21 protein-coding genes are annotated in these 19,216 nt (G+C 62.9%); 13 read left to right on the forward strand and 8 right to left on the reverse strand.

Annotation, left to right across the window (positions count from 1 at the left end):
• The first annotated feature begins 309 nt into the window (after window positions 1-309).
• Genes NKI88_RS19100 through NKI88_RS19145 form a run of 10 tightly spaced genes read left to right on the forward strand, consistent with a single transcriptional unit; the run spans window position 310 to window position 9,496 of the window.
• Window positions 310-1,044: a heme-binding protein gene (locus NKI88_RS19100; RefSeq protein WP_352656587.1), complete on the forward strand. Its 735-nt coding sequence runs from the start codon at window positions 310-312 to the stop codon at window positions 1,042-1,044.
• Window positions 1,041-2,918 carry a methanol/ethanol family PQQ-dependent dehydrogenase gene (locus NKI88_RS19105; RefSeq protein WP_352656589.1) on the forward strand — a complete coding sequence of 626 codons (1,878 nt, stop codon included), beginning with the start codon at window positions 1,041-1,043 and terminating at the stop codon, window positions 2,916-2,918. Before NKI88_RS19100 ends, NKI88_RS19105 begins: the two co-directional genes overlap by 4 nt.
• Entirely contained in the window at window positions 2,899-3,768 is an 870-nt protein-coding gene (locus NKI88_RS19110) for a substrate-binding domain-containing protein (RefSeq protein ID WP_502909477.1), read from the forward strand. The genes NKI88_RS19105 and NKI88_RS19110 overlap by 20 nt, the downstream gene beginning before the upstream one ends.
• Window positions 3,765-4,298, forward strand: a complete 534-nt coding sequence (locus NKI88_RS19115) for a c-type cytochrome (protein WP_023668011.1) — start codon at window positions 3,765-3,767, stop codon at window positions 4,296-4,298. Before NKI88_RS19110 ends, NKI88_RS19115 begins: the two co-directional genes overlap by 4 nt.
• On the forward strand, window positions 4,295-5,308 hold the full coding sequence (coxB, locus tag NKI88_RS19120; protein ID WP_023729516.1) for a cytochrome c oxidase subunit II: 1,014 nt from the start codon (window positions 4,295-4,297) through the stop codon (window positions 5,306-5,308). The genes NKI88_RS19115 and coxB overlap by 4 nt, the downstream gene beginning before the upstream one ends.
• A complete protein-coding gene (gene ctaD, locus NKI88_RS19125) occupies window positions 5,305-7,281 on the forward strand; it encodes a cytochrome c oxidase subunit I (RefSeq protein ID WP_352656591.1) in 1,977 nt (658 codons plus the stop codon). The genes coxB and ctaD overlap by 4 nt, the downstream gene beginning before the upstream one ends.
• On the forward strand, window positions 7,278-7,883 hold the full coding sequence (locus NKI88_RS19130; RefSeq protein ID WP_023712215.1) for a cytochrome c oxidase subunit 3: 606 nt from the start codon (window positions 7,278-7,280) through the stop codon (window positions 7,881-7,883). The genes ctaD and NKI88_RS19130 overlap by 4 nt, the downstream gene beginning before the upstream one ends.
• On the forward strand, window positions 7,883-8,224 hold the full coding sequence (locus NKI88_RS19135; protein ID WP_023681115.1) for a hypothetical protein: 342 nt from the start codon (window positions 7,883-7,885) through the stop codon (window positions 8,222-8,224). The genes NKI88_RS19130 and NKI88_RS19135 overlap by 1 nt, the downstream gene beginning before the upstream one ends.
• A complete protein-coding gene (locus NKI88_RS19140) occupies window positions 8,221-9,099 on the forward strand; it encodes a cytochrome c oxidase assembly protein (RefSeq protein WP_023681114.1) in 879 nt (292 codons plus the stop codon). Before NKI88_RS19135 ends, NKI88_RS19140 begins: the two co-directional genes overlap by 4 nt.
• Window positions 9,080-9,496: a c-type cytochrome gene (locus NKI88_RS19145; protein WP_023681113.1), complete on the forward strand. Its 417-nt coding sequence runs from the start codon at window positions 9,080-9,082 to the stop codon at window positions 9,494-9,496. The genes NKI88_RS19140 and NKI88_RS19145 overlap by 20 nt, the downstream gene beginning before the upstream one ends.
• A gap of 1 nt (window position 9,497) precedes the next feature.
• On the opposite strand, the gene NKI88_RS19150 is transcribed toward NKI88_RS19145, so the two are convergent.
• The 8 genes from NKI88_RS19150 to NKI88_RS19185 form a co-directional block, all read right to left on the reverse strand.
• On the reverse strand, window positions 9,498-10,304 hold the full coding sequence (locus NKI88_RS19150; protein ID WP_023681112.1) for a lanthanide ABC transporter permease protein PedC: 807 nt from the start codon (window positions 10,302-10,304) through the stop codon (window positions 9,498-9,500).
• The gene (locus tag NKI88_RS19155; RefSeq protein ID WP_023733211.1) at window positions 10,301-11,026 is read right to left on the reverse strand and encodes a lanthanide ABC transporter ATP-binding protein PedB/LutE; all 726 of its coding nucleotides are present in this window, start codon (window positions 11,024-11,026) and stop codon (window positions 10,301-10,303) included. The genes NKI88_RS19150 and NKI88_RS19155 overlap by 4 nt, the downstream gene beginning before the upstream one ends.
• Window positions 11,023-11,985, reverse strand: coding sequence for a PQQ-dependent catabolism-associated beta-propeller protein (locus tag NKI88_RS19160; protein WP_023741837.1), 963 nt, complete (start codon window positions 11,983-11,985; stop codon window positions 11,023-11,025). Before NKI88_RS19160 ends, NKI88_RS19155 begins: the two co-directional genes overlap by 4 nt.
• Window positions 11,973-13,148 carry a lanthanide ABC transporter ABC transporter substrate-binding protein PedA1 gene (locus NKI88_RS19165; RefSeq protein ID WP_352497973.1) on the reverse strand — a complete coding sequence of 392 codons (1,176 nt, stop codon included), beginning with the start codon at window positions 13,146-13,148 and terminating at the stop codon, window positions 11,973-11,975. The genes NKI88_RS19160 and NKI88_RS19165 overlap by 13 nt, the downstream gene beginning before the upstream one ends.
• Window positions 13,145-13,816: an ABC transporter ATP-binding protein gene (locus NKI88_RS19170; protein WP_023829136.1), complete on the reverse strand. Its 672-nt coding sequence runs from the start codon at window positions 13,814-13,816 to the stop codon at window positions 13,145-13,147. Before NKI88_RS19170 ends, NKI88_RS19165 begins: the two co-directional genes overlap by 4 nt.
• Window positions 13,816-14,583 (reverse strand): ABC transporter permease, encoded by a 768-nt coding sequence (locus NKI88_RS19175; RefSeq protein ID WP_352656595.1) that lies wholly within the window; start codon window positions 14,581-14,583, stop codon window positions 13,816-13,818. Before NKI88_RS19175 ends, NKI88_RS19170 begins: the two co-directional genes overlap by 1 nt.
• Window positions 14,584-14,593: 10 nt before the next feature.
• On the reverse strand, window positions 14,594-15,415 hold the full coding sequence (locus tag NKI88_RS19180; protein ID WP_245262596.1) for an ABC transporter substrate-binding protein: 822 nt from the start codon (window positions 15,413-15,415) through the stop codon (window positions 14,594-14,596).
• A 370-nt stretch (window positions 15,416-15,785) separates the two neighbouring features.
• Window positions 15,786-16,127, reverse strand: a complete 342-nt coding sequence (locus NKI88_RS19185; RefSeq protein ID WP_352656597.1) for a hypothetical protein — start codon at window positions 16,125-16,127, stop codon at window positions 15,786-15,788.
• Window positions 16,128-16,315: 188 nt separating this feature from the next.
• On the opposite strand from NKI88_RS19185, the gene NKI88_RS19190 reads away from it, so the two are divergent.
• The 3 genes from NKI88_RS19190 to NKI88_RS19200 all read left to right on the forward strand — a co-directional run bounded on the left by NKI88_RS19190 (window position 16,316) and on the right by NKI88_RS19200 (window position 19,206).
• Window positions 16,316-17,272, forward strand: coding sequence for an NAD(P)/FAD-dependent oxidoreductase (locus tag NKI88_RS19190; RefSeq protein WP_352444632.1), 957 nt, complete (start codon window positions 16,316-16,318; stop codon window positions 17,270-17,272).
• Window positions 17,273-17,437: 165 nt separating this feature from the next.
• The gene (locus NKI88_RS19195; RefSeq protein ID WP_031204098.1) at window positions 17,438-18,724 is read left to right on the forward strand and encodes an SDR family oxidoreductase; all 1,287 of its coding nucleotides are present in this window, start codon (window positions 17,438-17,440) and stop codon (window positions 18,722-18,724) included.
• The gene (locus tag NKI88_RS19200; RefSeq protein ID WP_352656599.1) at window positions 18,724-19,206 is read left to right on the forward strand and encodes a DUF2269 family protein; all 483 of its coding nucleotides are present in this window, start codon (window positions 18,724-18,726) and stop codon (window positions 19,204-19,206) included. The genes NKI88_RS19195 and NKI88_RS19200 overlap by 1 nt, the downstream gene beginning before the upstream one ends.
• Window positions 19,207-19,216 lie beyond the last annotated feature (10 nt).

Here is a 19,216-nt window from a genome sequence, read left to right on the forward strand (position 1 = left end):
GTTTGTCAGGGCGGGTGCGTCTGCGCTGTCCCGATCGCATTTTCCCGGATCAGCCGCGTTGCCTCACCGCTTGGCGTGCGGCCACGGGTGTCCAGGTCCCATGCTTTGATTGAACACCTGCACCCAAATCCAACTGCACGAATTTTATGCAAAGCAGGAACATAGAAGCATTACGCGAGTTAGGCACTAACGCACTGGACGTATCCTCGCATTCTGCGGTCTGCCGGGGTGGTCCTTGTTACGTAAACGAATGCCAGGACAATGTATCGCTCTCAGCTTTTCGTACCTCTTTTTGGTCTGCTGTTGCTGATGGGTGGCCTGTTCCACGGGCACGATGCCATGGCGCAGGAGCCCTGTCCGGCCGATCACGATAAGCTGCTTGCAGCCCTCAAAGCCAACGTGAAGGCAAGCGGCGGACCAGCCAATGGCGGCTTTGAAACCAACGAATGGGCAGCCATCGTTGCCCGTGACGGCACTGTCTGCGCGATTGCGTTCAGCGGCCCCACCCCCGACTCGCAATGGCCGGGAAGTCGGCTCATAGCAGCGGAGAAAGCCAACACGGCCAACGGTCTCAGCCTGGCTCAGATGGCCCTCTCTACGGCCAATCTCTATGCGGGGGTGCAGCCGGGCGGGCCGCTATTTGGCCTGCAGGAGAGCAATCCCGTCAACCAGGCCGCGGCCTATACGGGCGATCCCAAAACGTTCGGAAGCGCCGGCGACCCGCTCGTCGGCAAGCCGATCGGAGGCGTCGTGGTGTTTGGCGGCGGGCTTGCCCTCTACGACGGCAAGAGCATTGTCGGCGGCCTCGGCGTTTCAGGCGACTCCTCATGCGCCGATCACAATGTCGCCTGGCGTATCCGCGCGGCGCTCGGGTTCGACAAGGTCCCGGCAGGCGTCAATCCAAATCGCAAGGATGCCATTGTCTACGATCTGGACCCCGGCGGCAAAAGCGCTTCGGGCTGGGGCCATCCGCTTTGTGCCGGAACGGAGGCCGACATCGCGGCCGAACTCGGCGCCGGCGTGGGAGGCTCGATCAATAAATGAAAGCTATGCCCCAGTTGGCATTGACGCGCCTTGACGTAGAACGCCACACCCGCAAATTGGCTGCCGGGAATTCCTTTGGCGCTATCCTTCTGGTGACGCTGCTCGCCTGCCTGCCGCTTTTGGGCGCTGCGTCCGAGCCACCTAAAACACCAGCGATCGTACCACCAGCCGCAGCCTCGCCACCCGATGACGGCCAATGGACGATGCCGGCCAAGAACTACGCGTCGACGCGCTTCAGCGAACTCTCCGAGATCAACGAAGGCAACGTCAAGAACCTGCAGGTCGCGTTCACGTTCTCGACAGGCGTGAACAAGGGCCAGGAAGCAGCGCCGCTGGTCGTCGGCAACACCATGTATATCGTGACGCCCTTTCCCAACTTCGTCTATGCGCTCGATCTCTCCAAGCCCGGCGCCCCGATGAAGTGGAAGTACGAACCCAATCCCGAGCCGGCGGCACAGGGGGTGGCCTGCTGCGACGTCGTCAACCGAGGGGTGGCATTCGCCGACGGGCGCATCTTTTTCAATACGCTGGATGGCCACACGATTGCCCTTGATGCGAACACGGGCAAGCCGATCTGGAACACTCATGTCGGCAACATCAACATCGGCGAGACCATCACCATGGCGCCGCTTGTGGTGAAGGGCAAAGTGCTGGTCGGCAATTCCGGCGGCGAGATGGGCGTTCGCGGCTGGGTAAAGGCGCTCGACGCCGGCGACGGTCATGTCGTCTGGATCGCCTATAGCACCGGGCCGGACAAGGACGTGCTGATCGGATCGGACTTCAAGCCGCACTACGACATGGACAAAGGCAAGGATCTTGGCGTCACGACGTGGCCGCCGGAAGCCTGGAAGATCGGCGGCGGCAACATGTGGGGCTGGATTTCCTATGATCCCGATCTGAACCTGATCTTCCACGGCACCGGCAATCCCGGACCATGGAATCCGGATTTGCGGCCGGGCGACAACAAGTGGACGTCTGGCATTTTCGCGCGCGATCCCGACACCGGCGCGGCGAAATGGTTCTATCAGTGGAGCCCGCATGACCTCCACGATTATGACGGCATCAACGAGCAGATCCTGCTCGACATGACCTGGCAGGGCAAGCCGCGCAAGGTGCTGATCCGGCCGGAGCGCAACGGCTATCTCTACATCCTCGACCGGACAACCGGCGAGGTGCTGTCGGCAAAACCGTTTGGTCCGGTCAACTCCAGCAAAGGTGTGGATCTGAAAACCGGTCGGCTGATCGTAAACCCGGACAAGAAGACCGGCACCGGCAAGGTCGTTCGCGATATCTGTCCGACGGCGTCGGGCCTCAAGGACTGGCAGCCTTCCGCGTTCTCGCCGAAGACCGGCCTGCTCTACATCCCGCACAACAATCTGTGCATGGATGAAGAAGGCGTCGAGGTGAACTACATCGCCGGCACGCCCTATGTGGGCATGAACGTCCGCATGATACCAGGGCCCGGCGGTAATCGCGGCGCCTTCACCGCCTGGGACATCGCCGCGGAGAAACCCGCCTGGAGCCTCAAGGAGAATTTCCCGGTGTGGAGCGGCGCGGTGGTGACCGCCGGCGACGTTGTCTTCTATGGCACGATGGAAGGCTGGTTCAAGGCGGTCAGCGCCAAGACCGGAGACCTGCTTTGGCAGTTCAAGACCTCGTCCGGGATCATCGGCCAGCCCATCACCTATCGCGGTCCCGACGGGCACCAATATGTCGCCATCCTCTCAGGCGTCGGCGGCTGGGCCGGCGCCATTGTATCGGGCGATCTTGACCCGCGTGACGCCACCGCCGCGCTCGGTTTCGTCAATGCCATGAAGGATCTGAAGAACGCGACAACTTCGGGAGGCACGCTTTATGTGTTCCGGCTGCCTTGATGGATTGTACTTGACCGTAGGTCCGGCGCGAAAGGCGCGTCAACGGCTGGCGATCGGCATGGCCGCGATCGCCTTCGTGTTCTTGACGGCCACAGCCGACGCGCGTGAGCTGAGGGTGTGCGCCGATCCGAACAACATGCCGTTCTCCAACGCGGCAGGTCAGGGCTTCGAGAACAGGATCGCCGAAATCGTTGCGTCCGATCTCGGCGCCAAGCTGACCTATACCTGGTGGGCGCAGCGTCGCGGCTTCATCCGCAACACGCTGAAGGCGGGCCTGTGCGATCTCGTGCCGGGCACGCCGAGCAACCTCGAAATGCTGCGCACCACCACGCCCTACTACCGATCGTCCTATGTCTTCGTCACCCGCAGGGACGGCCCCGACGTAGCATCGTTCAATGATCCGCGGCTGCGCGACATGCGGATCGGTGTTCAGCTCATCGGCGACGATGGCGCCAATTCGCCTCCGGTCCAGGCGCTTGGCCGCCGCGGTATCGTCGGGCACCTCGTTGGCTATCCGGTCTATGGCGATTATTCCGCCCCCAACCCGCCGGCGCGCATCGTCGAAGCGGTGGCGAGTGGCGAGATCGACCTTGCCGTGGTCTGGGGCCCCCTCGCCGGCTACTTCGCCGCCAGGCAGAAGGTGCCGCTCCGCATCACGCCGGTTGCGCCCCGCATCGACGGACCGCAACTGCCGATGATCTACGACATCTCGATGGGCGTCCGCCGCGAAGACGATGCGCTGCGCGGCGATGTCAATGGCGCCCTGTCCAGGCACAAGGTCGAGATAGATGCCTTGCTGTCACAGTATGGCGTGCCGCGCCTCGATGCCTCGGGGAGCCCGGTGCGATGAGAGCCGTTGTGGCCATGCTCCTGTTTCCAGTCCTGGCGCTCGCTGCCTGCCAGCGCGAGGAACGTGACACGCGCCCGCAATCGGCGCTCGGATCGGGCGAGCAGCCGACGCCTGTGACCACGCTGGAGCCCGGCGGACAGCGCCCCCCCGCCAGCGATAACAAGGCGGCGAGCTTCGAGGCCAACGCCTTCCACATGAGCGAAGGGAAACGGCTTTTCGGCTGGTTCAACTGTTCGGGATGCCACGCCAATGGCGGCGGCGGCATGGGGCCGGCCCTGATGGACCAGAAGTGGCTCTATGGCAGCTCGATCGAAAGCATCCATGCCACGATCCGCGACGGTCGGCCAAACGGCATGCCGAGCTTCCGCGACAAGATTCCCGACGACCAGATCTGGGAGCTTGCGGCTTTCGTGCGCTCGCTGAGCGGCAACGCGCCGTCTTCCGCCGCGCCGCAACGCAATGACGACATGATGGCGCATCCGTCGGAAAACCGCATGCCGGACGCGGCCACGCTGGGGAAGTCGCCGTGAAACGTCTCGTCTCGATGGCGTTCGCCACCGCCGGCGCTCTGTTGCTCCAGGGATGCGCAGGCTGGCAATCCGCCCTCGACCCGAAAGGTCCCGCGGCGAGCGAACTGGCATGGCTGATCTGGTTCTTCACCGCGCTCTGCGCCGTGGTGTGGGTGCTGGTGATGATCGCCCTCGTCGTACCCTTGATGATGCGGTCGCGCGCGCAGGCGGAGCCGCTCGCGATCGAGGCCGGCGCCGACGACCGGAAGCTGCGCGCGGTGATGACCGCCGTCGGGTTGACCGCCATTGTCCTGATCGGACTGACCTTGCTGAGCTTCTTCGCCAACAGGACGCTCGCCGCGATCGGCTCGGATGCCGCGCTGACCATTCGGGTCACCGGCCATCAATGGTGGTGGGAGGTGCGCTATGAGGATGCCACGCCAAGCCGCATCCTGACCACGGCGAACGAGATCCATATCCCCGCCGGGGAACCGGTGCGGCTTCTTCTGACCTCGACCGACGTCATCCATTCCTTCTGGATTCCGAGCCTTTCGGGCAAGCTCGACCTCATTCCCGGCCACATGAACGTGCTCGACCTCAAGGCCGACAAGCCTGGCGTTTACCGAGGTCAATGCGCCGAGTTCTGCGGGGCGCAGCACGCAAACATGGGCACCTTCATCATCGCCGAGCCGCGTGCGAAGTTCGACGCCTGGTGGAACGACCAATTGCAGCCGGCAGCTACTCCGACGGGGGACGAGGCCAAGGCCGGCCAGGATCTGTTTCTGAAGCGCCCTTGCGTGATGTGTCACAGAATAGGCGGCACGCCTGCCGGAGGAACGGTCGCCCCCGACCTCACCCATATAGCCAGCCGGCAGACGCTTGCCGCCGGGACATTGACGATGAGCCGCGGCAATCTCGCCGCCTGGATAGCCGACCCACAGGGCATCAAGCCCGGATCCCACATGCCGGTGGTGGAGCTCAGCGGCGACGAACTCAACGCCATGGTCGCCTATCTCGAGGCGCTTAAATGAGCAGCGCGGATCTCACAAGCGAACGCGACCTGCCGCCGGTGCGTGAAACCTCTACCGCGGGCGACGTCGCACCCGAGCATGACGGACCGCGCGACACCGGCATGGACGATGCCAGCCTGGATCGCTGGCTGGCGCGGACATGGCGCACGCCTCCCGGCATCATCGGCGCGCTGTCGAGCGTCGACCACAAGGTCGTCGCACGGCGCTATCTGATCACCGCCTTCGTGTTTCTGTGCCTGGGCGGGCTCAACGCTGTCGCCATGCGCATCCAGCTCTCAGGGCCGCAGCGCGGTCTGATCGGCCCGGACCTCTACAACCAGCTGTTCACGATGCATGGTGTGACCATGATGTTCCTGTTCGCCGTGCCCGTCGTGCAGGCGACAGGCATTTATCTCGTCCCGCTGATGGTCGGCAGCCGCAACATCGCCTTTCCCCGCCTGAACGCGTTCAGCTACTGGATCTATGTTTCGGGCGGCATATTCGCCTGGGTGTCTTTCGCGCTCAACATGGCGCCCGACGTCGGCTGGTTTGCTTATGTGCCGCTGTCAGGCCCCGAATTCGCGCCGGGCAAGCGGGCCGACGTCTGGGCCCAGATGATCACTTATACAGAAGTTTCCTCACTGGCCGTCGCGGTGGCAACCATCGTCACCGTGTTCAAGCAGCGAGCCCCCGGCATGTCGCTGGACAGGATTCCGCTCTACGTCTGGGCAATGCTGGTTACCTCCTTCGTCGTCGTCTTCGCCATGCCCGCGGTGATGATCACCTCGACCTTCCTGATCCTCGACCGGCTGGTCGGCACACATATCTTCAACCCCGCCGAGGGCGGCGACGCACTGCTCTTCCAGCATCTGTTCTGGTTCTTTGGCCATCCCGAGGTCTACATCATCTTCCTGCCGGCGACGGGCATGGTCTCCGCGATCATCCCGGTCTTCGCCCGGCGTCCCGTGTTCGGGCATCTCGGGCTGGTCTTGTCGCTGATCGCCGTCGGTTTCCTTTCGTTCGGCCTCTGGGTCCATCACATGTTCGCGACGGGGCTACCCAAGCTCGGCGCCAGCTTCTTCACCGCGTCGAGCATGCTGATCGCCATCCCCAATGGCGTTCAGATCTTCTGCTGGCTGGCGACCTTGTGGGACGGCAGGCCGGTGATCCGCACGCCGCTGCTGTTCGTGTTCGGCTTCTTTTTCATCTTCGTCATCGGCGGCCTCACCGGCGTCATGCTCGCTTCGGTGCCGCTGGACCTCCAGGTGCACGACACCTATTTCGTCGTCGCCCATTTCCATTACGTGCTGATCGGCGGTTCGGTCTTCCCGCTGCTGGGCGCGGCCTATTTCTGGTTCCCCAAGATCAGCGGCCGCATGATGAGCGAGCGTCTCGGGCGCTGGCATTTCTGGCTGGCTTTCATCGGCTTCAACGCGGCTTTTTTCCCAATGCATCTCGTCGGGCTCTGGGGCATGCCACGCAGGGTCTACACCTATCCGGCCGAGCTTGGCTGGGGCAACATCAACCTGTTCATCAGCGCCGGCGCGGTGCTCTTTTTCCTCAGCTTCGTACTGTTCACTTTCAATCTTGTACACGGCGCGTTGAAGGGCGCACTGGCCGGAAACAATCCCTGGGATGCCGGTACGCTCGAATGGGCGACGTCTTCGCCGCCGCCAAGCTATAATTTCGCGCGGATACCGATTGTCACACATGTCGAGCCGCTCTGGGCCGAACGCGAGGCGCTGCCTGTGGCGACCGGACTCCGCGTCGATGTACGTGAGTTGTTGATCTCAACCGTGGCGGAAGCCCATCCCGACATTCGCGAGAAATCGGCGACACCGTCGATCTGGCCGCTGCTGGCGGCAATCGCCGTCGGCGGTACGTTTGTCTATTCGATCTTCACGCCCTGGGCGATCGTCTGGGGCGCCGCGCCGATCGCCATCACCTTGATCGGCTGGTTCTGGCCCAAGGACGACCCGGAGGATGAGGGATGAGTGAGCGTCCCAGCTTGGATCTTTCGGACCTCCCAACCTTTGGACATGGTCCGCGCAGCCCGACCTGGTGGGGAACGCTCGGCTTCATGGCGCTGGAAGGCATGGGCTTTGCGTTGGCCGCGGGCGCTTATCTCTATCTCGCCACTTTGTGGCCCAACTGGCGTCTAAGCGCCCCGCACCCCGACCATTGGCCCGGGACGATCGTCACCATCCTGTTTATCATCAGCGTGGTGCCGAATCACATCCTCCACGGCCATGCCAAGCAATGCGCGATCGTTCCGGTGCGGATCGGGCTGGTGGTGATGTCGCTGCTCGGTCTGGCCCCGCTTGTCGTGCGCTGGTTCGAATTCCCCGCGCTGAACATCTACTGGGACACGAACGCCTACGGCTCGATGCTCTGGGTGCTGCTCGGGCTGCACACCACACACCTGATCACCGATGTCGGCGACACCATCGTTTTGACGGTGCTGATGTTCACACGCCATGGCTATAGCGGCCGGCGCTTCGGCGATGTCGGCGACAATGTCTTCTATTGGGATTTCGTGGTGCTGACCTGGATCCCGATCTATTTGCTCATCTACTGGATGCCGAGGCTAGGCTGATGCGTGCGTTGAAAATGGGAACGTCCTGGGGTGGTCTTCTGTCGGGGCCGATGGCTTGGGCAATCTCGACGCAGCTGAACTACGCACTCGTACCATGGCAGTGCAACCGCCAGGTGCCGGTGGTGCTTCCCGTGGCACTGGTGCTCGCCGTGCTTTCGCTGCTCGGCGGTGCCTTGTCATGGCGGGCGAAGCGGCAGGGCGGCGCCGCCTTCAAGCCTGAGCGCACGCGCAGCACCGAGCAGTTCGTCGCCGATCTCGGCATGCTTGCGGCATTGCTGTTTGCCCTCGTCATCATCATGCAAGGCAGCGCGGCTCTCATTCTCGACGAGTGCCTGCGATGAGCTTCGACGCGTTCTTCTCGACCTCGATCTGCTACGGCGCCGGCGCGCCCGAGGCCGGATGGACGCTCGCATTTCCCATCACGTTTCCGCTGGCCGCGATTGCCTTCCTTTATGCCATCGGAGCGACTCGGTTGTGGCGCCGCAGCAGCCGAGGCCGTCCCGAGCGGATGCGGCAGGCGTTGTTGTTCGCCGCCGGTTGGGGCGTGCTGACGGCAGCACTGGTCAGCCCCATCCATGCGCTCGGCGAGCGGGTGTTTGCCGCCCATATGATCGAGCATGAACTGCTGATGGCGGTGGCGGCGCCTCTCCTTGTCGCCGCGTGCCCAGGCGCAGTCCTGCTCTGGTCCTTGCCGGCCTCACTTCGCCGCGGAACGGGCAAGCTCACGCGCGCAAAGACGCTGCAATCGGTTTGGGCCCTGGTGATCCGCCCCCTCAACGCGACGATCATTCACGGCGTCGCCATCTGGATCTGGCACATTCCGGCGTTGTTCCAGGCAGCGCTCCAGCAGGGCTTTCTCCATTATGCCCAGCATGCGAGCTTCCTCGGCACAGCCTTGCTGTTCTGGTGGGCGCTCCTACCGCGCCCCGGTCGACAGCAGACCTATGGCAACTCCGTCATGCATCTTTTCTTCACCTCGCTTCATACCGGCCTGCTCGGTGTCCTGCTGCTGATGTCGCCCAAACTCTGGTATCCGGAGAATGGCGCCGGCGCGGCATTGTGGGGAATGACCGCGATCGAGGACCAGCAGCTCGCCGGATTGGTAATGTGGGTTCCGGCAGGCTTGATCTATGGCGGCGCCGCCTTGCTGCTCGCCGGCCTCTGGATAAGCAGCAGCGCAACCAGGGAGGCAACACATGCGCTCCGACCTGGGTAGGCTGATCGGGGGCGCCCTTGCCGCAATCCTGCTGCTGGCTGCGGCTGTCGCAGCGGCGACTTTGTGGTCCGACAGGCGCGAGCGCGTCCGGCACGAGTCGGATGCGGCGACCGGCGGCGTAGGCGCCCGCGCCATTCCAATCATGACGGCGAATGGCTGCTCCGGCTGCCATACGATACCCGGCGTGCCGGGTGCGCAAGGCCAGGTCGGACCCCGCCTGGACGGTGGCCTTGCCGACAGGGTCTTTATCGGTGGCCTGCTGGCAAACAATCCGGAGAACATGATCCGCTGGATACGCTCGGCGAGGGAAGTCAATCCGCACACGGCCATGCCGTCGACGAGGATCACCGAGCAACAGGCGCGGGACATCGCCGCTTATCTCTATGCTTTGAGGTAAATCAGCCCTCGCCGCCGCGCCGGGACCACAAGCCGCGGCCGGGATCGTAGCCGATGACCGCCGCGAGGAAGAAGGCGATGAGGCAGCCAAGGACCACAATCGCCGCGACAGGATCGAACCGCAGATAGAGCGCGAAGCGTATCAGCTCGACCGCCGAGCTGAACGGGTTCCAGGCGGCGATTGTTGCCAGCACCGGTCCCGCCTCGGCAAGCCGCCACAGCGGATAGAGCGCCGTCGAGGCAAAGAACACCGGAAAGATGACGAAATTCATGACACCGGCAAAGTTCTCCATCTGTGTCGAAACCGAGGAGACAAGCAGGCCGAACGCGCCAAGCATCAGGCCCGCCAGCACGAGCGCCGGAAATACCGCGACGTAGCCGAGAACGGGCGGCCGCACATCCCAGAAACGCGCGATCAACAGAAACAAATAGACCAGCGGCACGCCGACGATCACGCTGGCCAGCAGGCGCGCCGCAAGCAGGTACCAGCGCGGCAATGGTGCGGTCAGCAACAAGCGCATGCTGCCCATCTCGCGATCGTAGACCATGGCCAGCGAACTCGCCATGGCATGGAAGAGCAGCATCATGGCCGCTAGCCCGGGCACCACATACACGTCATAGAGAACATAGGTCTGGTAGGGTGGCGTGATCGACAGACCGAGAACGGAGCGGAAGCCAGCGGCAAAGATTGCCAGCCAGACCAGCGGCCGTACCATCGCCGAGAGCAGCCGGCCGCGTTGCCGCAACGTGCGCAGCATCTCCCTGCGCAGGATGCCGTTGAGCGCGCGCACCGCGTGAGACGTTTTCATTCGGACTCCGTCAGCGACGCGAAGGCCTCGCCCGTGCTCGCCACACCGAGATCGGCAGCCAGCCGATCGGCGCGGCCGGCCCACCGGATTGTGCCTCGATGCAGCACCACCACATCGTCATCCGCCGTTAGTTCCTCCAGAAAATGTGTTGCCCACAGGACGGCAATGCCGCGCTGGCGGCAAAGCTCCCGCACGTGCCGCTCGAGCGCGCGGCGGCCCGGCACGTCGAGCCCGGTGGTCGGCTCGTCCAGCAGCAAAAGGCGTGGGCTATGCATCAGAGCGCGTGCTATCTCGACACGGCGACGCTGCCCCCCGGAAAGCGCTCGGGCAGGATCGTCGATCCTGTCCAGCACGTCCAGCCGGCCGAGTTCGTGGATGGAGCGCTCCTTGCTCAAGGCCTGGCTAAGCCCATGCAAGGCCGCGTGGTAACGCAGGTTCTCGCCGGCCGTCAGATCGAGATCGAGGGTCGGCAACTGGAAGACGACGCCCATCTGCGCCAACGCGGCGGACGGGTTGACATCCATCGCCTGGTCGAAGACATGCACCGAGCCGGAGCGGGCGTGATAAAGACCGGTGATCAGCGAGAACAACGTCGTCTTGCCGGCGCCGTTGCGGCCTAGCAAGATGCACATCCTGCCTTGGGCCACAGAGAAAGAGACGCCGTCGAGAACCCGCCGGTTCCCGAAACTATGACCCAGATTCTCGACCGACAAGGCGTTCATGGCCCGATCACGACGCCCCACGGCCCCCGCCCCACCGGCAGCGATTTCACCACCTCCTGGTTTTCCAGATCGATAAACGAGATATCGCCGGAATTCCCGTTTGCGGTGACCAGGCGCTTCTGGTCGCCGGAGAGCGCAACGTGCCAGGGTCGTTGACCAACAAGGTAGAGCCGACGGACCGCCAGCGTTTTCACATCGACTTCCGCAATCCTGTTGGCGGGGCCGAGCGCCACATAGACGGTCGTGCCATCGCGGGACGTCCCCATGCCGACCGCCTGCACGCCCTCGCGTCGTATACCCGGCACCTCGAACTCGACTTTGCCGGTCTGCGCGCGCGTTGCCGTGTCGAAGACGGTGACAGTGCCCCGGATCTCCGAGGACACCCAGAATTGCTTCCCGTCCGGCGAGAATAAAGCCGCGCGCGGCCGGGTATCGACCAGCAGATTGTCGACGAGTTCAAGCGTGCCTGCGTCGATCAGATGCACCATGCTGGTGGTCTCCGAAGTGCAGGCGACATAGCGGCCGTCGGCGCTGGCCGCCATTCCTTCCGGTTCGACGCCGACATCCACGGTACCGATGACCTTGGCCGCGGCGATGTCCACCACCGACACCAGATTGTCATTCTCGTTGGCGACGAACAGCCGCTTGCCATCGGGATGGACTGCGAAGAATTCCGGATCGGCTCCCGAAGGCAATTCGCCGACGACCCGCCGCTTCGCGACGTCGACCACGTCGATGCGGTTGTCGTCGCCTTCCGCGACGAACAGCATCTTGTTGTCGATCGACAGTGCCAGCCCGCGCGGACGGCGGCCGACATCGATCGTCGCCAGCAAAGTCATTGTCACGCCGTCGACGACCGCGACGGTATTGTCCTGCTCATTGGAAACGTAGATGGTCTCGGCGGCGGCGGGAGCAGCAAGAGCGAACGCCGCCAACAACAGCGTCATCAGAACTTGCATGTGCTCTCCTCCAGGTCGATGCCCAGCGTGTCGAGCGGCGTGCGCTGATGCAGGAAGCCCGGTTGCGGTGAGCTGGAAATCAAGAGGCGAGGCCCGGCGATCAAAATGGGCTGGCGCATCTGTCCGTCCCAGGGACGGAAACTAAGCCCCTGCCCCTTGAAGCCAGCGAGAAGAAACGCGTCGCCGCGTATATATCTGCCGATTGCCGCGGGATCGAGACTGTGCAGGCGCGTCGCCGCTTCGCCGATACTGCGCACAGCGAGCCAGGCCGCGTAGTCGCTGGGCAACATCCAGCGCCTTGCCTGCCTGTGGAAACGGTCCTGCAGTTGCGTGGCGCCCCATTCCTCGCTGACAGCGCTCCAGCCTGTGGTGACCAGCCCTTGCGTGCCGGCGACGATTCTCGGCAGCGCAGTGCGGCCCTCCAGATAGGCGCCGAATTCATCCGCCTCGTCGGCGACCACGAGCACATCATAGTCGCTGACCTGCGTGACCGCGGGTATTTCGGTCTGCAGCGTGACATGCCCTGTATCGGCACGTCCGTTGGCGGGCCTGAATGTCCACGGCTGGTCGATCGTGATCTCGGCTCCGAAGCGAGCCGCCGCCCGTCGAAAGGCCGCAGCCATCGCCTGATCCTGCGGATGCGGCCCCACAAGCAGGAACCAACGCTGCCAGCGCTTCCAGGCGAGATATTGCGCCAGCCCGTCGGCGAGCATGGCGCGGCTCGGGATCGTGTGCAGCACGTTCCGACGGCAGTCCTGTTGGCGAAGCACGTCGTCCGGCGCCCGGCTGTTGAGCAACGTCATCTGCTCGGCACCGGGCGCGGCACTGGCCTGTAGAAGCTGACTGGCGTCGAGATCGGCGACGACAAAGGCGATGCCGGCATCGGCGAATTGTCTTACCGCGTCGTCCGGCGTTTCGGTTGGTTTCAATACCCTTTCCTCCAGCCGAAATTTCTGCCCGAAAAACCGGCCGGTGCTTTCGTCGTCGGCAATGCCGAGCCGAGCGCCTTGCAGGCCGTCATCGGTGACGGTTTCATCAAGGGGTCCAAGGGGCAGAGCCGGTTTGCGCTCCTGGCCGATATACCCGATCACCATCGTCTGTTGCTCGGTGGCGCCAGGGCCGGTGATCAGCAAAAGAAAGAGAAGGCCCAGCAACAGTCTCATTGTGTCGCCCCCAGCCCAAAGCGCGACGATCCCGCTTCATCGCCACCAGAGATTGCGACATCGCGCACGATGCGCGCAGGCGATCCCTCCAGAACAATAACCCGATCCCCCAGCGACGAGGCATATGCGAGATCATGCGTAACCAGCAGCGTGGTAGTCCGCCGACTGGCGAAACAATCCTGCAGCAGGCGGCGCATGGCTTGCGCGGTCGCCTCGTCGAGTGAAGCGAATGGCTCGTCGAGGAGCAGGAGCGCAGGCTCCACGGCGAGCGCCCGGGCAAGCGCTACGCGCCGCGCCATGCCGCCCGAGAGTCGCTGCGGATAGCTCTTCTCATTGCCTTTCAGGCCGACAGCGGCAAGCCACCGGGCCGCATCGGGCGCGCGATCCGGGATGGCCATCTCTACATTGCGCAAGGCGGTGAGCCAGGGCAGCAGCCTCGGTGTCTGGAACAGCATGCCTATCGGAAGCGGTCGTCCGCTCACGCTGCCGCGAAATTCGCGGTCGACGCCCGAAACGATCGACAGCAGCGTCGACTTGCCGACACCGGAAGGGCCGGTCAGGACGCAGACCTGTCCGTCGGCTATATCAAGCGACAGCGCGCGAAAGATCGTCCGGCGCTGGCCGTCGTCACCGGGGAAAGTCTTGTCCTCGATCCTGATCCTCAGCATCAGCGTCGCCAGGCGAACAGACGACGTTCCAACGGCACAAGCAGTCCATACTCTATGGCAAGCATCACAACGCCGAAGCTGATCGCATAGGCAAGGATGTGGGTGACGTCGAAGTTCTGAAAATAGACCTGTAGCTGGAACCCGACGCCGTTGGAGCGGCCGAGCAGTTCGGCGAGCAGCACGATCTTCCACGTCAATGCCAGCCCGCTGCGCAGGGTGACGAGAAAGAACGGCGCCAATTGCGGCAGCACGAGATGCCGCAGCTTTGCAGCACGCCCGAAGCGATAGAGCTCAGCCATTTCGGCAAAGTCCTTGTCCAGCCGGCTGGCGCCTTCACGAATAGTCACCACGACATTGGGGATCTTGTTGAGCGCGACCGCAAGGACAAGCGCAGTCTCGGCAAGACCAAGCCAGATATAAATTAGAATGACCGTGATCAGCGCCGGCATGTTGAGGAGTAACACGATCCAAGGCCTCATCCATATGTCGGCTCTGTGCGAGCGGCCTGCCGCGTAGCCAAGGGCCGCGCCAATGACGATTGCCGACCCGAGGCTTGCCACGACGCGCGCAAGCGAGATGCCCAAATGGTATGGCAGCTCGCCCCGAACCGCTTCGTGCAGGAGAACCGAAACAACCTGGACCGGACCAGGAAACAGCCGATCGGCGGCGATCGATGATGCAATCTGCCAGACGAGCACCATGGTCAGCAATGCCGCAGCCGATTGCCAACGCTGCATTGTGATGGGGAACGCTGGGACATCGGTCATTGGCGCGAGCTCAAGCCGGTATGGCCCGGAAGACACCAGGATCGAGGCTCGTCGCCTTGCCGACCAGATCCTCGCCGCCCAATTCGGCCAGGATTGCAAACAACCGGGCCGCGCCATCACGTTCGTCTTTGCCGAACCGACGAGGGATTCCGGCTCGATAGGCGGCGCGTAACGCCGCCTGTAGGTGAGGATCGTCCGTGCCCAATTGGGGCGCGAGCACCCGCCATTCGTCGTCCGAAGACTCGAGCAGCGACTTCGCTGCCGCGGTCGCGCTCGTGAATCGCGCGAGGGCTATCGGGTTGGCCCGCGCCCAGCTTTCATGGAAGACGTAGCCGAGCATCGGCAAGTCCACGGATACGCCAAGCCCCTGCAGGATTTGCGCGACACTGAGCAGAGGCCTTGCCCCCTCTGACTCGAGACGGGCGGCGAAATTCCAGAACGTCAGCAGTGCATCCAGTCGCCCCGCCAGAAATTCCTGCTCCAACAAAGGCGGCGCGCCGAACACTGGCTCCACCTCTTCAGCAAGATCGCGCTTCACCTGACGGAGGCCGAGCGCGCGCAACAGGATCCAGCTTTTGTCCAGCGGACCACCTGCGATCCCCAGCCTTTTGCCCTTGAGGTCCGCAAGAGTTCGAATGGGCGAGCCTTGCGGCAGTTCCAGCGCGCCGACGGCACGAGAATAGGGATAGAAGACCAGATCAGCGCCTTCGCTGCGCTGGCGCATGACCCACACCCAGTCCGAAACGATGACGTCGACGCTGCCCGCCAGCAATGCGGTCTTACCGGCTTCGGTACCGGCAAGCCGCTGAGCCTCGATTGATACGCCGTGCACAGTGTCCAACGCATGTCGCCGCATGACGTCAACTTCCCAGGCGGCGGTGCCAAATCCCAGCACGCCAAATCGCACGAGCGGCGATGGCTGTGGCGCGGCTTCTGCGGGAGCACCCAATAGCCAGCAACAAATACCCGCAAGAGCGGCCCGCCGTGAGATGTGACCCTGATCATGCCGGGTCAGCCATTCGCCTGGAAGGGTAGCAGTCAGCACGGGCGCACCGGGTGTGAAGGAACTTTCCTAACGCCGTGGCGGCAGGAATGTTCCTCAATGGTGCATGGAACTAACGGGAAAGCACCTAAGGTCCGTTTTTCAGCTCGTATAGCAGCCCGGGGGGCTTGTTCAGGCGAACAGAAGAAGGTGTCAGGGGCTACGGTCCGCTCTTGGCATCATCGACCTCCAACGCGTCCATTACAGGTGCCGGATCGCTCTTTTCGGAGCTCGGGCTCTGCACCCCGGACCCGGCGTTCTCGATCGCTTGCACGATAGCATCTTCGATGTTTCCGAGTTCGTCCTCCCTTACTTCACGCCCATAACCAGCCACCTCGGCATCTTGCTCGAATTGCTGAGCGAGCACCGCGACGCTGACTTCCTCTCGACCAGGAAGTGTGCCGACATTCTCCTGTAGCCAGTTTTGCAAAAACTCTCTGGTCGCGCTCATCTCAGACCACCCTTTCGCCAAACTAAGCGCGACGATGAGCCGAAGTTCCATGATGCGTTCACTTTCCCAGTGGCGCTGTACTCACAGCGTTGGGAGCCACGAGGTTTTTGCAGGCTTGATGAGGCAGTGGCCTTTCTCTTCACGACTCGATTGGAGTTCACTCTTATCGCGCAGTGTGCATCCTGATTGCGTCCATTTCGACCCTGTGGAACAAGCTTGTTGAGTTGAAGTTAGGCCCTATGCCAAGCTTTTCGGGCGAACCAAGTTTTTCGGGCGAACAAGTTTTTGACGTTGCCATCGTCGGCGGCGGCCCCGCGGGGCTCGCTGCAGCCATGTATTTAGCCAGGTTTCTGCGTTCGGTGATCTCGCTCGACGCGGGGCATGCGCGTGCCAAGCTCATCCCAAAATCCCGCAACTGTCCCGGCTTCCCCGACGGCATCAGCGGGGAAGAACTGCTCGGCCGCCTACGAGCCCAGGCACAGCTATACGGCGCGAGCCTTGTCCATGGTTGCGTAGGCCACGCCGAAAAACGCGAGGTTTTTTTTGTCCTGACGACAACCTGCGGGATTGTCCAAGCAAGGCGCGTGATTCTGGCAACGGGCATTGTGGACAAGGCACCTCCCATTGAAAGACTGGAGGAGGCGATCGCAACCGGCATTGTCAGACTGTGCCCGGTTTGCGATGCATATGAGGCCCGGGGTAGCCGCATCGGCGTTGTTGGTCCGGAGCATCTCGCCGTCAGGGAGGCTCTGTTCCTGAAGGGATATGGCAGTCAGGTCGCCTTGCTCGCCAATAACCAGGATGATGTTTCCGAAGCTGCCCGCGGCGCCGCCTTGGCAGGCGGAGTTGAAATCTGGGACGCTGTCGATGACCTGATCCCTCGACGAACCGGGTTCGATGTCGTCATGGCCGAGGGCGCCCCGATGCGCAACATCGATGTGGTGTACCCTTCGATGGGCAGCGACGTACGCTCCGAACTCGCGGTTGCTCTGGGGGCTAACTGTGACGCAGAAGGCTATGTCCTGGTCAACCGACACCTTGAGACTTCAACGCCAGGACTCTATGCCATTGGCGACGTGGCCGAGGGGCTCAATCAAATTGCTGTTGCGTTCGGAGACGCCGCCAAGGCTGCAACTCACATTCATAACGACCTCCGCGATTGCGCCGAGCCGGCGACGAACTTCCGGCGAAGTTGACCTGCAGATGCGAACGCACCGTACCGGCTCACCTTTGGCTGCGTTGATGCCCGGAACCTGTTCCACCCGGCGTGAGACTACCGGCTTCGGCTTTGCTAGAGTTCTCCCAGGCGCAGCCGCTGGGTTGATGGACGGGCACGCGCTGGCGAACGGCTGGAGGAAGGAATGAAAATTCTCGTCACCGGCGCGTCAGGTCTGATTGGAGCCGCGCTTTGCGCGCGCCTGGCCGGCGAGAGTCATGAAGTGGTCCGCGTGCTTCACCACGCAGACACTGGCGTCCACCCGGAGATCCAAACCGTTTCCCTGGATATGGCGCGGGCCTTGCGACCTCAGGACTGGACCCCCTATCTCGCCGGTGTGGACGCCGTCGTAAACTGTGCCGGCGTCCTGCAGGATAGTGCCCGGGAAAACACCCGGCATGTCCATTCTACCGGCGCCTCGGCTCTCTTCACCGCGTGTGAGCACGCAGGTGTGAATAAGGTGATCCACTTTTCTGCCATCGGGGTCGATCGCCAGCAGCCGTCCGCCTTTTCCGCCAGCAAGCTCGCCGGCGATGAGGCACTGATGGCACGTAGCCTTGACTGGGTCATCCTGCGCCCCTCCGTAGTACTGGGAAGGCCGGCCTTCGGCGCAAGTGCACTTTTTCGCGGCCTCGCGGCGTTGCCGCTCTTGCCGTTGATGCCCGACACGGGCCGTCTCCAAGTCGTCCAACTCGATGACGTGATCTCCACCGTCCTGTTCTTCCTCAAACCCGGCAGCCCATCGCACCTCACGCTGGACCTGGCTGGGCCCGAGGCACTTTCGATGAGCGAGGTCGTGGGTCGCTATCGCCGCTGGTTCGGATGGAGCAGTGCTCGGGAGTTCATCTTGCCCAATTGGGCCGCAGCTATCTTGTACAGGTTCGGGGATGCCGCGGCTCAGCTGGGCTGGCGCCCGCCGATGCGCAGCAATGCAGCAAAAGAGATTGCCCGTGGCGCTGTCGGCGATCCCCAACCCTGGATGACGGCGACCGGCATTCAACCATCAAGTCTTACATCTGCACTGCGTTTAAATCCTGCGGCGGTGCAGGAGCGATGGTTCGCCGGTCTTTACTTCGTCAAGCCGGCGCTCTTTGTGATCTTGCCGCTCTTCTGGATCATGACGGGCATCATTTCCCTCACTGCCGGCTGGCGCAGCGGAGTTGATTTGCTGATTGGCACTGCTGCCGGCCCCTTGGCCGAACCGGCGGTAGTCGCCGGCGCGCTGGCTGACATCGCCGTCGGGGCGCTTATCGCCTGGCGCCCAACCAGCCGGCTTGGTCTTTTCGGCGCAATCGCGGTATCGCTTTTCTATGCGATCGCTGGGAGCATTCTGCGGCCGGATCTTTGGCTTGAGCCACTCGGGCCGTTGATCAAAATCCTCCCGATCCTCGTTCTGCATTTTGCAGCGCTGGCCATTCTGGAGGAACGCTGATGACGTACTTCGTGCTTAAATACCTGCACGTGATCGGCGCTGCTGTGCTGCTCGGAACTGGTGCCGGCATTGCTTTTTTCATGCTTTTGGGACACCGGACCGGGAATGCCGCGACGATCGCAGCCGTCGCCCGCATTGTCGTGCTGGCTGATTTCCTGTTCACGGCTACGGCCGTTATCGCACAACCTCTGACCGGACTGGGCCTCGCTAGGGTTGCGGGGTATTCGCTGTCCGAAGGATGGATCGTTCTCTCGATCCTGCTCTACATCTTGACGGGCCTGTTCTGGCTGCCTGTCGTGTGGATGCAGATCGAGATGCGAAATCTAGCCACACAGGCCGCACTCTCCAACCAACCTCCTCCCGAGCGCTACCATCAGCTGTTCAGACGCTGGTTTGTCTTCGGCTTCCCAGCTTTCGGCGCCGTGCTCGCCATTTTCTGGCTGATGATTGCGCGCCCGGCAATCGAGTGGTCATCGTTGTAGCTGCGATCGG

It is taken from the genome of Mesorhizobium sp. M0317 (genome assembly GCF_040321555.1).
Taxonomy (GTDB): Bacteria; Pseudomonadota; Alphaproteobacteria; order Rhizobiales; family Rhizobiaceae; genus Mesorhizobium.

Bases quoted from the DNA above. Each gene is read 5' to 3' on its own strand.
- NKI88_RS19190 (WP_352444632.1), top strand. From the start codon at position 16,316: ATGCCAAGCTTTTCGGGCGAACCAAGTTTTTCGGGCGAACAAGTTTTT.
- NKI88_RS19165 (WP_352497973.1), bottom strand. From the start codon at position 13,148: ATGAGACTGTTGCTGGGCCTTCTCTTTCTTTTGCTGATCACCGGCCCT.
- NKI88_RS19110 (WP_502909477.1), top strand. From the start codon at position 2,899: ATGTGTTCCGGCTGCCTTGATGGATTGTACTTGACCGTAGGTCCGGCG.
- NKI88_RS19185 (WP_352656597.1), bottom strand. From the start codon at position 16,127: ATGGAACTTCGGCTCATCGTCGCGCTTAGTTTGGCGAAAGGGTGGTCT.
- ctaD (WP_352656591.1), top strand. From the start codon at position 5,305: ATGAGCAGCGCGGATCTCACAAGCGAACGCGACCTGCCGCCGGTGCGT.
- NKI88_RS19200 (WP_352656599.1), top strand. From the start codon at position 18,724: ATGACGTACTTCGTGCTTAAATACCTGCACGTGATCGGCGCTGCTGTG.
- NKI88_RS19160 (WP_023741837.1), bottom strand. From the start codon at position 11,985: ATGCAAGTTCTGATGACGCTGTTGTTGGCGGCGTTCGCTCTTGCTGCT.
- NKI88_RS19140 (WP_023681114.1), top strand. From the start codon at position 8,221: ATGAGCTTCGACGCGTTCTTCTCGACCTCGATCTGCTACGGCGCCGGC.
- NKI88_RS19195 (WP_031204098.1), top strand. From the start codon at position 17,438: ATGAAAATTCTCGTCACCGGCGCGTCAGGTCTGATTGGAGCCGCGCTT.
- NKI88_RS19155 (WP_023733211.1), bottom strand. From the start codon at position 11,026: ATGAACGCCTTGTCGGTCGAGAATCTGGGTCATAGTTTCGGGAACCGG.
- NKI88_RS19175 (WP_352656595.1), bottom strand. From the start codon at position 14,583: ATGACCGATGTCCCAGCGTTCCCCATCACAATGCAGCGTTGGCAATCG.
- NKI88_RS19145 (WP_023681113.1), top strand. From the start codon at position 9,080: ATGCGCTCCGACCTGGGTAGGCTGATCGGGGGCGCCCTTGCCGCAATC.
- NKI88_RS19100 (WP_352656587.1), top strand. From the start codon at position 310: ATGGGTGGCCTGTTCCACGGGCACGATGCCATGGCGCAGGAGCCCTGT.
- NKI88_RS19150 (WP_023681112.1), bottom strand. From the start codon at position 10,304: ATGAAAACGTCTCACGCGGTGCGCGCGCTCAACGGCATCCTGCGCAGG.
- NKI88_RS19115 (WP_023668011.1), top strand. From the start codon at position 3,765: ATGAGAGCCGTTGTGGCCATGCTCCTGTTTCCAGTCCTGGCGCTCGCT.
- NKI88_RS19130 (WP_023712215.1), top strand. From the start codon at position 7,278: ATGAGTGAGCGTCCCAGCTTGGATCTTTCGGACCTCCCAACCTTTGGA.
- NKI88_RS19105 (WP_352656589.1), top strand. From the start codon at position 1,041: ATGAAAGCTATGCCCCAGTTGGCATTGACGCGCCTTGACGTAGAACGC.
- NKI88_RS19170 (WP_023829136.1), bottom strand. From the start codon at position 13,816: ATGCTGAGGATCAGGATCGAGGACAAGACTTTCCCCGGTGACGACGGC.
- NKI88_RS19135 (WP_023681115.1), top strand. From the start codon at position 7,883: ATGCGTGCGTTGAAAATGGGAACGTCCTGGGGTGGTCTTCTGTCGGGG.